Raw genomic sequence first — 13582 nt, forward strand, 5'->3', positions numbered from 1 at the left:
CCATGCGGTATCTTACAATCAAACAAACATTCATCACCCTGCTGGCCCTGACCCTGCTCATGGCCGGCCTCATGCTCGTCGCGCTGCAGCGCGTGTCGGTCGCGCAAAGCCGCGCGACGGAGGCGAGCGACGCGCGCTACCGGTCTTACCTGCTGGCCGACGAACTGCGCCAGAGTTCCGACGACCTCACGCGCCTCGCCCGCACGTACGTCGTCACGGGCGACAGCCGCTACGAACAGCAATACCAGGACATCCTCGCCATCCGCAACGGCACCAAGCCTCGGCCCGAGCACTACGAGCGCATCTACTGGGACCTCGCCGCGGGCGGCGTCGCCGTGCCGCCGGCGGGCAGCCAGGCCGTCCCGCTGCAGGAACTGATGCGCAAGGCCGGCTTCAGCGAGCAGGAATTCGCCAAGCTGAAGGAAGCGCAGGATGTGTCCGACGCCCTCGTCAAGACGGAAGTCGCCGCGATGAACGCCTTGAAGGGCCTGTTCGATGACGGCCATGGCGGTTTTACGCGCAAGGATGAACCGAATCCGGAATTCGCCCGTTCGATCATGCACGACGCCGCGTACCACCGGAACAAGGCGCGCATCATGGTGCCGCTGAACGACTTCCTGCGCCTGCTGGACGAGCGCACCGGCGCCGCTGTCGCCGACGCCCACCAGGCCACCGGCACGGCGATGACCGCCGCCATCGCGCTGATGGTGCTGTCGCTCGTGTCGACGACCGCCGCACTGTACCTGGTCTACCGCTACATCATGCGCAGCCTGAACAAGGCTGTCGTTGCGGCCGACCGGATCGCCGCCGGCGACCTGTCGGGTGAAGTCGCCGTCGAATTCGACGACGAGGTGGGCCGCCTGATGAAAGCCATCGCCACCATCAACGGCAATCTGCACGACATGCTGGCCAAGATCCGCACGAGCACGGAAAACATGGCGACGGCGACGGATGAAATCGCGACGGGCAATGCCGACCTGTCGGCGCGCACGGAGGCGCAGGCCGGGTCGCTGGAGGAAAGCGCCAGCGCGATGGAGACGCTGACCGGGACCGTCCAGCGCAACGCGGCCAACGCGCAGAACGCGAATCAACTGGCGGCGCACGCGTCGACCGTGGCCGGCAAGGGCGGCGACGTGATGGCCCAGGTGGTGTCGACGATGGCGCGAATCAAGGACGGCTCGGCGCGCATCGCCGACATCATCGGCGTCATCGACAGCATCGCCTTCCAGACCAATATCCTGGCGCTGAACGCCGCCGTGGAAGCGGCGCGGGCCGGGGAACAGGGCCGCGGCTTCGCGGTGGTGGCGGCGGAAGTGCGCGCGCTGGCCCAGCGCAGCGCCGGCGCGGCGAGGGAGATCAAGGACCTGATCAACGCGTCGGTGCACAGCGTGGAGACGGGCAGCCATCTCGTCGACGAAGCGGGCAGCACGATGGACGAGATCATGGATGCGATCCGCCAGGTGTCCGGCATCCTCGGCGACATCGCCCGCGCCAGCGCGGAGCAGGGTCACGGCATCGCGGAAGTGAGCAGCGCCGTGCACCAGATGGACGGCATCACGCAGCAGAACGCGGCGCTCGTCGAAGAGGCCGCGGCGGCGGCGGAAAGCCTGAAGGAACAGGCGCAGGCGCTGCTGCAGGCCGTCGGCATCTTCACGCTGGAGCGGGCACCGGGTGCGGCTGCGGCACATGGCGCCCGGCCGGCGCTGGCCGGCAAGCCGCGCCGTACCGCGCAAGTCGTGGCGCTGCAGTACCGCTGATCAGGCGCGCGGCTTGTCCTGCAGCCGCTGTTGCGCTTCCCGCAGCCGTTCGCGGCTGTTCGAGAGGTGCGTGCGCATCGCGGCGCGGGCCGCTTCCGGGTCGCGCCGCAGGATCGCTTTATAGATGTCCTCGTGCTCGCGGTTCACGCGCTCGAGGTAGTCGGCCGGCTTGTCTTCGCCCAGGCCGGGCGTGTTGAGGCGGGCGCGCGGGATGATCGCGCTGCCCAGTTGGCCCAGCAGCTCGACGAAATAGCGGTTGTCCGTCGCTTCCGCGATGAGCTGGTGGAAGCGCACGTCGGCTTCGACCGAGGTGCGGCCGTTCTCGAGGGCGCGCTGCATCTCTCCCAGCGCTTCGCCCATCTGCGCCACCTGTTCGTCGGTGCGGCGCGACGCCGCCAGCCACGCGGCTTCCGTTTCCATGCTGATGCGCAGTTCGAGGATCGCGAGCACGTCGCGCACCGTCACCACGCTGTCCGTGCCGATGCCGAGCGTGGTCGCGGGCGGTTCCAGCACGAAGGTGCCGATGCCGTGGCGGGTCTGCACGAGGCCCCCCGCCTGCAGCTGCGAGATCGCCTCGCGCACCACGGTGCGGCTCACGCCGTATTCCTCCATGATGGCCGCTTCCGGCGGCAGCTTGTCGCCCGGGTTGAATTCGGAGCGGCGGATGCGCGCGCTCAGTTCTTCCACGACGCCCTGGGCGAGGTTGCGGTATTTTTTACGGGCGGGCAGCAGGGCGGTCGGCGAGTTCATGCGGGCGTTGTATACAGTGGGTCCAGGACACGATTATAGCCCTGCGGACTCACTTGTCGGACAAGTTTGCAAAAAAACCTGGCACTACGCCGGGCGACATCGGACGTCAGACGACATCCGACGTGCCGATGCGCGATATCGGGCGTGTTATGGCCGGTATTTCGGTCCATTGTGCAGGAACACGCCACCCTGGTAGAACGTCGTGATGTCATCCGCGGGCGGATACTGGACTTCTGCCGGGAGCTTGTCCGCGAACTGCTGCGAGCTGTCCTTCGGCTTGTAGCGCAGGAACGATGCATGGCGGTCGTCCCACCAGCGGCCCTCGTTGTTCGAGATGCCGAACGTGATCGTGTGGCCCACGCGCGGCGTCGTCAGCGAGCGGTGCAGCAGCTGGATCAGGTCGTCGAGCGACAGCCAGGTGACCATCTGGCGGTAGTTGGTCGCCTCCGGCCAGCAGTAGCCGATGCGGATGCACACGGTCTCCACGCCGAATCGGTCCCAGTAATAGCGCGACAGCGTTTCGCCGAACACTTTCGATACGCCGTAATAGCCGTCCGCACGCGGGGGCATCGTGGCGTCGACGAGGTCCGTCGTCCTGTACATACCCATCGTGTGGTTCGTGCTGGCGAAGACGACGCGGCGGATGCCCAGCTTGTGCACGGCCTCGTACAGGTTGACCATGCCGAGGATGTTGGCCTGCATGATCGGCGCCCATTCCTCTTCGGTGGAGATGCCGCCGAAGTGCAGGATGGCGTCGACGCCTTCGCACATGCGCATGACGGCGTCGCGGTCGCCCAGGTCGCACAGGACGATTTCCTCGTGCGGCGCGGCGGGGCCGAAGTCGGCCACGTCGGACAGCCGTACGATGTCGGCGAATTCGTGCAGGCGCTCGCGCAGGCGGCGGCCCAGGTTACCGGCGGCGCCGGTGAACAGGATGCGTTTGAATGGTTTCGTCATTTGTAGTCGTTGATACGGGAAGGGAAAAGCGGCACGGGGCAAGCCCGCGTGCCGCCATGCTAACAGCGTTCCCGTCCCGTTGGCCAGTGGGCGCGCCGAATCACGCCCGGCGGCGCCGCGCCAGCCCGAGCAGCGCGAGGCCCGTCAGGCACAGGGCCGGGGCCGGCGCTTCGGGCAGGCGCACGGCGTCCGTGTGCGTTACCACGGGGTCCTGGCCGGGCAGCGTGGCGAATGCGATCGCATCGCCGGCCGCTTGCAGGTAGTTCAGGTCGCGATCCAGCAATGCGAGTTCGAGCGTGCTGCCTGCACCGGGCTGCGGGTCGATGTCGAACGACACGTCGAACACGAGGTGCCCGCCGAAGCGCGTCCACTGCCCGAACTCGTTCCAGCCTTCGGCGTTGCCCAGCACGACGCCGGTCGCAATGGATCCGCCTACGTCGCCGAGAAAGATGGCCGCGCCGCCGCCATCGTCCACGATGCCCGAGAACCCGGACAGCGTCGCGTGCAGGGGGCTCGCCGCTGCCTGGCCGAGGATCAGGAAATCCAGGTAGCCGGACTGGCCGGCGTAAGCCTGCGTGTCGACGACCACGTGATAACCCGGACCGGCGCTGGCCGTGGCGCACGCGAACAGCAGGGCCAGGATACCGAACAGGCGCTTCATGGCTGCCCCGCGAACAGGCGTGGCGTGTAGCCGATGGCCACGCGGGAAGGATTCGTAAACACGAGCGGGAACGTCACCGTCTGGCCCGGCGCGAGGCGTGTCGAGCTCAAGGTAAGCGTGGGCGCACCGCCCTGGCTGCCGCTGCGGTTCGCCAGGGCGACACCGTCGGACAGCGCGTCGAGCCGCAGCATCAGCACGCCGTCATACGTCGTGGTCGACTGGTTCGTGAACGCGATCGTGCCGCTCATCTGCTGCGTCGTGCGGTTCAGCGTGAGGCCCGACTGCACCACCTTCATGCTCGGTCCCGCGTCCGCGAACAGCGTGACGGGTGCGCTGCCTTCGAACGCGCCCAGGTCCGGCGCCGCGCCCGAGTAGGGCAGGCCCACGTTCACGCCCTTGTCCAGCAGGTCGCTGCCGGCTGCGAGCCTCAAGTGCGGCAACTGCGGCAGGCTGCCGTCCGGCAGGCGCGGCGCGTCCCAGCCATCGAGCGACGTGCCCTGGAAATCCGCGCTCGTGACGGAGACGTTCGCGAGGTTCCAGCTGTTGTTGGCGACGTCCGCGCCGGCCACGTTCGATACCAGCGTGCCCTGCCACGCGAGGTTGTTGCGCAGGATGCCCTGTGCGACGGCCGCGCCGGAGGCATCGACGCCCAGCATGTTGAAGTCCGGCCGGTTGTTCACGCCCGTATTGTTGTAGAAGTAGCTCGCGGCCGGATGGTGGTTCGCATAGAAGCCGGACGCCTTGTTGTTGAACGCGACGTTGAAGCGCGCGATGTGCTGCGGCGCGTTCGCCTGGTATGCGCCGCCGAAGCCGCCGACCTTGAAGCCGTTGCCGTTCCCCGCCGGGATCGAGGTCGTCGTGCCCGGATAATAGCCGTGGCGCCAGGCCCACGAGTTCTCCACGGTGACGACGGAGCCGGCGTTGATGAAGTCATAGCCGTCGTCCGTGTTGGCCCAGGCGCGGCAGCCGCGCAGCACGTTGCCGGGCTGGTTGGCGCCGATGTGCACGCCGAAGCCGTCCGCGTTCTGGCCCGCGCCGCTTTTGCTGTACGGGTCGTAGTTGTGGTGCGAATCCACGTTGAGCACGAGGTTGTTGCTGCCCTTCGCGATGAACATGCCGGGGCCCATGTGATGGTGCGTATCGATCGCTTCGAACGTGTTGTTGCTGCCGCTGTTCCACACGCCCCACGATTCGTTGTTCAGCAGGTTGCCGGGCTGCTGCGGCGCGCCCGTCACTTCCAGGCCTTTCAAATGAATCCAGCTGCCCGTCACGTTGAAACCTTTCACGCGGCAGTTGTCCGTCATCTGCGAGAAGTCGAATACGGGCTTCTCGCCGGGATACGCCCAGTAGCGGATCGTCTTGCCCGACTGGCCGCTCTTGTTCAGGGTGACCACGTTGACCGTGTCCGTCATGCTGGCGCATTGGTTCAGGCCACCGTGGAAGACGTATGCGCCGCCACGGAAGTACACGGTGTCGCCGGGCAGGGCCGCCGACTGCGCCTTCGCGAACGTCGCCCACGGCGCCGCCTGCGTGCCGGCGCCGGTGTCGCTGCCGGTGGGGGCCACGTAATACGTCGCCGCCGCTGCCCAGCCTGCGCCGGACAGGGTCGCCAGCGCGAACGCGCCGCGTGCGAGGTGCTGCTTTCTCATGCCGCCTCCTTGTTTGCTGTTGTTGTTGGACCGTCATTACCTGCTCAATCGGATGGAGCGTCAATCGGGGTGCGGAGAACGCTCAGCATGTTGAGTAATTGGCCCGACCACGAAAAGGTCGAATACTGGACTGCTAATATTTCAGTGACCTCTTACCTCGACCCGGACCTCCATGAATCCACGTCTTGCCTTGCTGCTGGCGCTCGCCGCGGCCGTCCCCGCACATGCCGCGCGCGCGCTCTACGATTTCAATCCCGGCTGGAAGCTGACGGTGGGCGATCCGTCCGACGCGGCGCGTCCCGGCTTCGACGACAGCGGATGGAAGGCCGTCGGCCTCCCGCACGCATGGAACGAGGACGATGCCTTCCGTAAGGACATCGCCGACCTGTCGACCGGGATCGCCTGGTATCGCAAGCATTTCAAGGTGCCCGGCCTGAAGCCCGGCCGGAAGGTCTTCCTCGAATTCGAAGGCGCGCGCCAGGCGGCCGAGGTGTTCGTCAACGGCCGCAAGGTGGCGCTGCACGAGAACGGCATCAATGCGTTCGGCGTCGAGATCTCCAAGGCGCTCGTCGCCGGCGACAACGTCGTGGCCGTCCGCACGGACAACCGCTGGGACTATCGCGAACAGGCGACGGGCCAGCGTTACCAGTGGAACGACAAGAACTTCTTCGCGAACTACGGCGGCCTGCCGAAGAACGTGCGCCTGCACGTAACGGAACCCGTGTACCAGACGCTCCCGCTGTATGCGAGCCTCGGCACGACGGGCGTGTACGTGTATGCGCGCGACTTCGACATCCCGCGCCGCAAGGCCACCGTGACGGCCGAATCGCAGGTGCGCAACGACTCCACCAAGGCGCACAGGGTCGCGTACGACGTCGAGCTGCGCGACAAGGACGGCAGGCGCGTGGCGCGCTTCGGTGCGCCCGCGCAGACGATCGCGCCCGGCGCCACGGTCACCCTGAAAGCCGGCGCGCCGGTCGCGGGTCTGAACTTCTGGAGCTGGGGCTACGGCTACCTGTACGACGTCGTGACGACCCTGAAGGTCGACGGCAAACCGCTCGACGCGGTCACGACCCGCACGGGCTTTCGCAAAACGGCCTTCGGCAACGGGATGATCGCCTTGAACGACCGCGTGATCCAGGTCCACGGCTATGCGCAGCGCACGACGAACGAATGGCCGGCGGTCGGCAGCGCCGTGCCCGCGTGGCTGTCCGACTACAGCAACGGTCTCGCGCTGGCCAGCAATGCGAACCTGATCCGCTGGATGCACGTGACGCCCTGGAAGCAGGATGTGGAGTCGCTCGATCGCCTCGGTTTGATGGAGGCGCTGCCGGCCGGCGACTCCGAAGCGGACGTGAAGGACCGCCGCTGGGAGCAGCGGCTCGAGGTGATGCGCGATGCGATCGTCTACAACCGCAACAACCCCAGCATCGTGTTCTACGAAAGCGGCAACAAGGGCGTCAGCGCGGACCACATGCGCGCGATGAAGGCGCTGCGCGACGAGTTCGACCCGTACGGCGGCCGCGCGTCCGGCAGCCGCGAGATGCTGAGCCGGGAGCTGCAGCACATCGCGGAATACGGCGGCGAGATGCTGTACATAAACAAGAGCGCCGGGATGCCGGTGTGGGCGACGGAGTATTCGCGCGACGAGGCGCTGCGCAAGTACTGGGATGAACTCAGCCCGCCGTTCCACAAGGATGGCGACGGACCGCCGCACAAGGGCCAGGACGCGAGCGTCTACAACCGCAACCAGGACAGCTTCGCCATCGAGGACGTCCAGCGCTGGTACGACTATTGGCGCGAGCGTCCGGGCACCGGCACGCGCGTGTCCAGCGGCGGCGTGAACATCGTCTTCTCGGACTCGAACACGCACCACCGGGGCGCCGAGAATTATCGCCGCAGCGGTGAAGTGGACGCCATGCGAATCCCGAAGGACGGGTTTTACGCGCACCAGGTCATGTGGGACGGCTGGGTCGACGTGGAGCATCCGCGTGCCCACATCGTCGGACACTGGAACTACCCGCCGGGCACCGTCAAGCCGGTCACCGTCGTCTCCAGTGCGGACAACGTCAAACTGTTCCTGAACGGGAAGGAAGTCGGGACGGCCGTGCAGAGCGCGCGCTTCCTGTTCACGTTCGACAAGGTGGCGTGGGCGCCGGGCGAACTGAAAGCGGTCGGTTACGATGCGCAGGGCAGGCAGCTGTGCGAAACAACGCTGGCCACCGCCGGCGCACCGGTCGCATTGAAACTGACGCTCATCGTGTCGCCGCAGGGCCTGCGTGCCGACGGTGCCGACCTGGCCCTCGTGCAAGTGGAAGTCGTCGACGCCGCCGGCCGCCGTCATCCGCTCGCGCTGGACAAGGTCGACTTCGACGTGCAGGGACCGGCCGAATGGCGCGGCGGGATCGCGCAGGGACCGGACAACTTCATCCTCGCGCGGTCGCTGCCGGTGGAGGGCGGCGTGAACCGCGTGCTGCTGCGCACGACGCCGCAGCCGGGCCGCATCGTCGTCCGTGCCCGCGCGCAGGGACTGGCGCCGGCCGAGGTGGTGCTGGAATCGAAACCCGTCGTCGTGCAGGGCGGACTCGCGGCACTGCCGCCCGCGCTGTCCGTACACCTGGACCGGGGCCCGACGCCGGCCACGCCATCGTTCACCGTATCGCGCGTGGCCGTCCCGGTGGCGTCCAGCGATGCGCCGGACGGGAACAAGTCGTTCGACGACGACGAGACGACGGCGTGGACCAGCCTGGCCGGCGCCGCGCCCGCGATCACGTACACGCTGGCGCGGCCCGCGCGCCTGTCGGAAGTGGTGCTGAAACTGACGGGCTGGCGCGAACGCAGTTATCCGCTCAAGGTCTACGTGGATGACCAGGAAGCGTGGAGCGGCCTCACGCCGAAGAGCCTGGGCTACGTCACCCTGCCATTGAAGCCTGTACAAGGCCGCACCGTGCGCATCGTCCTGGCCGGGCAGGCGGAGGAAGGCGGCGGGATCAGGCTGACGGAGGTGGCCAACCAGGCGAACACGGCGACGGGAACGAAGGGCGTGTCGACGTCGACCCTGTCCATCGTCGAAGCGGAATTCCATGAAAGGCCCTGAGCGATGAGCGCCGTCGACGTTCCGTTCCGCCTGGACCGCTCGCGCAACGCCACCGTGCAGGTGTTCGAGCACTTGCGCGCGCAGATCGTGAGCCTTGCCCTGAAACCGGGGGCCGTGCTGGCGCGGCCCGCGTTGTGCGACTACTTCCAGCTGTCGCAAAGCCCCATCCGCGAAGCGTTGCTGCGGCTGGAGGAAGAGCGCCTCGTCGACATCTATCCGCAGCACCAGACGCGCGTGCGTCCCATCGATCTCGCGGCAGCGCGCCAGGCGCATTTCTTCCGGCTGTCCGTGGAACTGGAGATCGCGTGGGTGCTGGCGCGCCAGCCGCGGCCGGACCTGGGCAAGGCGCTGCAGGACCTGGTCGCACGCCAGCGCGGCTGCCTCGAAGCGGGCGACCTGGAGAATTTCACGCGCATCGACATGGAGTTCCACATGCGCATGTACGAAGAGTCCGAGCTGCCGGACCTGTGGGCCATGATGCGCCGCTGCAGCGGGAACCTCGACCGGCTGCGCCGCCTGCACCTGCCGTTGAACGGCAAGGCGCTGTCGATCCTGCAGCAGCATGGCCAGATCGCGCGCTGCATCGGGCAGGGCGACGCGGCCGGCGCGCAGCGCGCGGTGCGCCAGCACCTGTCCGGCACCCTGCACGCGCTGGACGTGCTGCGTGCCCGCTTTCCGGACATGATGCTGCCGGCGGACTACGAGCCGGCCTGATGGTCGAGCGTGTGCGAACGAATCGCTCACCCGATTGAGCGATTCGACCGTGTAAGGACGCGCCACGCGCGTTGCGATAACCACCGATGCGTCAAACGCGCGAATCGGCGGCAAAAAGGAATCGCAATCGTGGCATTGAGCGATTGGTGTGGTGTTTGCGCACGCACTTCGCTCACGCCGATGAGTATTTCTGGCTGATATATCACGACGGGTGCGCACGACCCTACACTGTTTTCACGCCGATCCAGACAAAAACAGACCGCACAGCGGTCCACCAAGGAGACAGAAAAATGCACGACATCCGACAGGTCATCCGCCCCACGCGCCTCGCCTACGCCGTCTCGCTGGCAGTCGCATCGCTGATGGCGGGCCAGGCCGCGTTCGCGCAGGACAATCCGCCCCCGCAGGACGCGACCAATGCGCAGGCGCCCGCCGGCGGCGCAGGCAGCGCCACCGCCGCACCCCAGGGCAATCAAGAGGTCGCGAGCGGCATCGCGACCGTCGTCGTCTCGACGCGCAAATCGCAGCAATCGTCGATCGCCCGCAAGAAGAACGCGGCCACCGCGCTGGATTCCATCGTCGCGGAAGACGTCGGCTCGCTGCCGGACCGGAACATCGGCGAGGCGATCTCGCGCATGGCCGGCGTGGCGCTCGACCGCGGCGATTTCGGCGAGGGCGTCACCGTCGCCATCCGCGGCAACGGCCCAGACCTGACGCGCGTGGAGATCGACGGCATGGCCGTGCAATCGGCCAACAACGCCGCCAGTGGTCGCGGCAGCGAATTCCGCCAGCTGTCCGCCGACCTGATCAAGAGCGTGGACGTGGTCAAGGGCTCGACGGCCGACATGGTCGAGGGCTCGCTCGGCGGCGGCATCATCATCAAGACGCGCACGGGCCTCGATTTCAAGGAGCCGTTCGCGTCAGTGCGCGTGGCCGGCACCACCAACAATCTGAACAAGAAGTGGGAGCCCGACACCAACGTCATCCTGTCGCGTAAATTTTTCGATGACCGGCTCGGCGTGATCCTGAACGCGTCGAAGTCGACGACCGCCAACGAGCAACACCAGATGCAGGTCGCGACCAGCGCGGCCGCGGGCTACGCGCGCCTGATCGACTTCGACAACTCGCCGCAGAAGACCTTCACATACAACCCGTCCACGCTGAACATGGCCGATCCGGCGTCGACGACGCCGGCCGGTCCGGCGGCCGGCTCCACCGGCATTTATCCGTACACGAACGGCACCGGCAACTACAACACGTATTCGCCGTACGAGATCCTGACCAAGTCGGCCGCCGCGCAGACCAAGGCGGATTGCTACGGCGCGTTCCCGCAACTGGCCACCACGGACGCGTCGCTGAAAAACCTGAGCGCATCCAACCGCACGAATGCGGTGAACGAGCGTCAGAACGAATTGATCAGCTGCCTGAACCAGTGGAACGACTACACGCCTTCGCTGGTCCGCAACAAGATCCAGACCGAGATCGACCGCCGCCAGGACCTCGACCTGCGCGCCGACTTCAAGGTCAACCGCGACCTGACGGTGTACGTCAAGGGCAGCTATTCCAAGCGCCATACCGACAACAAGACGTCGTTCCTCAACCTGGGCGGCATGAACGTCAATACGGCCAAGACGTTCGTGGACGCGAACGGGGTGCGCTCGGTCGCCCCGGGGACGAGCGGCGCCGGCTACTACCTGTATCCGGGTACGGTGAGCTACCTGAGCGGCGGACCGGCCGTACAGGGCGCAGTGACGAACGTCGACCCGTCGACCGTCACGGTGGACGCAAGCCATCACGTGACCGGATTCAGCATCAGCGACGGCGCTGCAGGCGTCGACCAGATCTTCCAGAAGTCCGATACGATCACCAAGTACTTCCAGACCGGCGGCGAATGGAACCACGACGGCATCAAGGCGGAGTGGATGGTTGGCGACGCCAAGTCCAACTACACGACCGAGATCTTCCGCACGTCGTTCGCCTCGTACTACGGCGCGGCGCAGCTGTCGGTGACGCCAACCGGCTTGTGGACCTACAACTTCCCGCAGGGGTCGACCTTCGACCTGTACAAACCCGCGAACTACGCGCGCCTCGTGCAGCCGGCCGCCGCGGCCGCCGTCACCAGCGGGACCACCTACATCAACAACGTGCCGGCCTACACGGCGAACCAGCAGCCGCTGCTCACGTATTCGCAGCCGCAGCTGACCTACACGCCGGGGATCACGGCGACGGAGGAACGCACCGCGAAGGCGGACTTCACGTTCCAGGTGCCGGAATCCATCCCGTTCTTCACCCGCTTCAAGACCGGTTTCAACTTCCGCGACACGCGCTACGACACCCGCGGCGGCAACGGCTACCAGGTGAGCACGGACCCGATCGTCTATGCGATCCCGGGCCTGGTCCGCAGCACTCTCGTGGGCTGCCAGGACACCGCCGGTTCGCTGGGCGCCGGCGGCAACAAGTGCCAATACGGCTATGTGAAGAGCAATCGCTGGGACAGCCAGAGTTCGGGCACCGTGACCGTGACGCCGCAGCAGTTCCAGGACATCATCGCCAAGTCGCTCAGCGGGAACATCACCAGTACCCAGCTCTTCAACGGCGCCAACGGCCAGTTCGGTGGTGCCGTGACCAACTGGCCGAACATCGACGTGCAGAAGGTGTTCCAGCTGGCCGGCATCACGAATGCGAACTTGAACTGCGTCACCAGCTGCACGGGCACCGACGGCAAGACGTACGAAGCGCCCGTGACGCGGATGAGCGAGCGTTCCGAGGCCCTGTACGTCATGGGCGATTTCAACATCGACCGCATCCCGTTCACCAGCCGCGCGCTGCCGTTCGACTGGGCCGTCGAAGGCAACCTGGGCTACCGCTACATCCGCACCAAGATCCATGGCATCGGCAACATGCAGTTCCAGTCGATCACGCGCACGGCCTCGTTCGATCCGGCCAGCCCGAACGCGGCCGGCGGCGTCAACGACGTCACGGTGTCGACCAACACCGCGGTGGACGCCACCACGCACGACTTCCTGCCGATCTATAACCTCGCGATGTGGCTCGTGCCGGACAAGTTCGTGGTGCGCTACAACCGCGCCCGCACCGTCGCCCGTCCGCCGGTGACCAATCTGCTGCCGTCGGGCCTGTGCCGCTACGACGAACGCGTCGATGCGCAGGGCACCCAGACCTGCACCAAGACCGTCGGCAACCCGGCCCTGCAGGCGCAGAAGAACCTGAACCAGAACTGGAGCGCGGAATACTACCCGAGCAAGGACACGATGTTCTCGCTGTCCTACTTCAACCAGCGCGGCATCGTGGGCCCGTCGATTGTGCAGACCGAGAACGGCACGCTGGGCCTGGCCCTGGTCGATCCGACGACGGGCAGATCGCTGGCGGAACTGCCGTTCTCGTTCCCGACCTACGACAACGGCGTCCCGACCACCCGCAAGGGCTGGGAGTTCAATACCAAGACGGCCTTCACGTTCCTGCCGTGGCGCCTGCGCTACCTCGGCTTCGACGGCAACTACACGAAGCTGGCCTCGGTCACGTCGACCCAGAACATCGTGGACCTGCTGACCGGCACGCCGCTGCCGCCGCTGCGCGAATCGAAGTTCCAGTACAACTGGGCGATCTGGTACGACGACGGCCGCCTGTCCGCGCGTGTCGCGGTGCAGGGTGTGGGCAGCTACTTCAACAACATCGCGGGCTCGAGCGCCAACTACCTGAACAACTACCCGAACGCGAGCGGCAACACCCGTCCGCCGGCCTACAACCCGGGTTCGCCGAACTTCAAGGACGCGACGCGCTACGTCGACGCCAAGATCCAGTACCGCATCACGCCGGAGTTCGACGTGTTCATCGAAGGCCGCAACCTGAACAACGCGGCGACCAGCAACAGCCAGGGTTCGTACGTACCGTTCTCGAACGGCACGCCGAGCATCCTGGACTACAGCTACGCCGGCCGCCGCATCATGGTGGGCGCGGACTTCCGCTTCGGCGGTTGACG

General features: G+C 66.6%; 8 protein-coding genes. 4 read left to right on the forward strand and 4 right to left on the reverse strand.

Features of this window, described 5'->3' with window-relative positions; genetic code table 11:
- The first annotated feature begins 2 nt into the window (after nucleotides 1–2).
- A complete protein-coding gene (locus P0M04_RS23980) occupies nucleotides 3–1757 on the forward strand; it encodes a methyl-accepting chemotaxis protein (protein WP_259449275.1) in 1755 nt (584 codons plus the stop codon).
- Here the strand turns inward: P0M04_RS23980 and P0M04_RS23985 are convergent, their stop codons facing one another.
- The 4 genes from P0M04_RS23985 to P0M04_RS24000 all read right to left on the reverse strand — a co-directional run bounded on the left by P0M04_RS23985 (nucleotide 1758) and on the right by P0M04_RS24000 (nucleotide 5774).
- A complete protein-coding gene (locus tag P0M04_RS23985; RefSeq protein WP_259449274.1) occupies nucleotides 1758–2507 on the reverse strand; it encodes a FadR/GntR family transcriptional regulator in 750 nt (249 codons plus the stop codon). It lies immediately after the preceding gene.
- A gap of 147 nt (nucleotides 2508–2654) precedes the next feature.
- Nucleotides 2655–3464: an NAD-dependent epimerase/dehydratase family protein gene (locus P0M04_RS23990; protein ID WP_259449273.1), complete on the reverse strand. Its 810-nt coding sequence runs from the start codon at nucleotides 3462–3464 to the stop codon at nucleotides 2655–2657.
- A gap of 100 nt (nucleotides 3465–3564) precedes the next feature.
- Nucleotides 3565–4125: an NF038129 family PEP-CTERM protein gene (locus P0M04_RS23995; protein ID WP_259449272.1), complete on the reverse strand. Its 561-nt coding sequence runs from the start codon at nucleotides 4123–4125 to the stop codon at nucleotides 3565–3567.
- The gene (locus P0M04_RS24000; RefSeq protein ID WP_259449271.1) at nucleotides 4122–5774 is read right to left on the reverse strand and encodes a right-handed parallel beta-helix repeat-containing protein; all 1653 of its coding nucleotides are present in this window, start codon (nucleotides 5772–5774) and stop codon (nucleotides 4122–4124) included. The genes P0M04_RS23995 and P0M04_RS24000 overlap by 4 nt, the downstream gene beginning before the upstream one ends.
- A gap of 172 nt (nucleotides 5775–5946) precedes the next feature.
- On the opposite strand from P0M04_RS24000, the gene P0M04_RS24005 reads away from it, so the two are divergent.
- The 3 genes from P0M04_RS24005 to P0M04_RS24015 all read left to right on the forward strand — a co-directional run bounded on the left by P0M04_RS24005 (nucleotide 5947) and on the right by P0M04_RS24015 (nucleotide 13580).
- Complete coding sequence (locus tag P0M04_RS24005) at nucleotides 5947–8871, forward strand: DUF4982 domain-containing protein (RefSeq protein WP_259449270.1); 2925 nt, start codon at nucleotides 5947–5949, stop codon at nucleotides 8869–8871.
- Nucleotides 8872–8874: 3 nt separating this feature from the next.
- On the forward strand, nucleotides 8875–9585 hold the full coding sequence (locus P0M04_RS24010; protein ID WP_259449269.1) for a GntR family transcriptional regulator: 711 nt from the start codon (nucleotides 8875–8877) through the stop codon (nucleotides 9583–9585).
- A 290-nt stretch (nucleotides 9586–9875) separates the two neighbouring features.
- A complete protein-coding gene (locus tag P0M04_RS24015; RefSeq protein ID WP_259449268.1) occupies nucleotides 9876–13580 on the forward strand; it encodes a TonB-dependent receptor in 3705 nt (1234 codons plus the stop codon).
- Nucleotides 13581–13582 lie beyond the last annotated feature (2 nt).

Origin of the sequence: Telluria mixta, assembly GCF_029223865.1 — a bacterium.
In the GTDB taxonomy this organism is placed as follows: Bacteria; Pseudomonadota; Gammaproteobacteria; order Burkholderiales; family Burkholderiaceae_D; genus Telluria; species Telluria mixta.

Excerpts from the sequence above, each read along its gene's own strand:
- P0M04_RS23980 (WP_259449275.1), top strand. The coding sequence starts at position 3 with ATGCGGTATCTTACAATCAAACAAACATTCATCACCCTGCTGGCCCTG.
- P0M04_RS23985 (WP_259449274.1), bottom strand. The coding sequence starts at position 2,507 with ATGAACTCGCCGACCGCCCTGCTGCCCGCCCGTAAAAAATACCGCAAC.
- P0M04_RS23990 (WP_259449273.1), bottom strand. The coding sequence starts at position 3,464 with ATGACGAAACCATTCAAACGCATCCTGTTCACCGGCGCCGCCGGTAAC.
- P0M04_RS23995 (WP_259449272.1), bottom strand. The coding sequence starts at position 4,125 with ATGAAGCGCCTGTTCGGTATCCTGGCCCTGCTGTTCGCGTGCGCCACG.
- P0M04_RS24000 (WP_259449271.1), bottom strand. The coding sequence starts at position 5,774 with ATGAGAAAGCAGCACCTCGCACGCGGCGCGTTCGCGCTGGCGACCCTG.
- P0M04_RS24005 (WP_259449270.1), top strand. The coding sequence starts at position 5,947 with ATGAATCCACGTCTTGCCTTGCTGCTGGCGCTCGCCGCGGCCGTCCCC.
- P0M04_RS24010 (WP_259449269.1), top strand. The coding sequence starts at position 8,875 with ATGAGCGCCGTCGACGTTCCGTTCCGCCTGGACCGCTCGCGCAACGCC.
- P0M04_RS24015 (WP_259449268.1), top strand. The coding sequence starts at position 9,876 with ATGCACGACATCCGACAGGTCATCCGCCCCACGCGCCTCGCCTACGCC.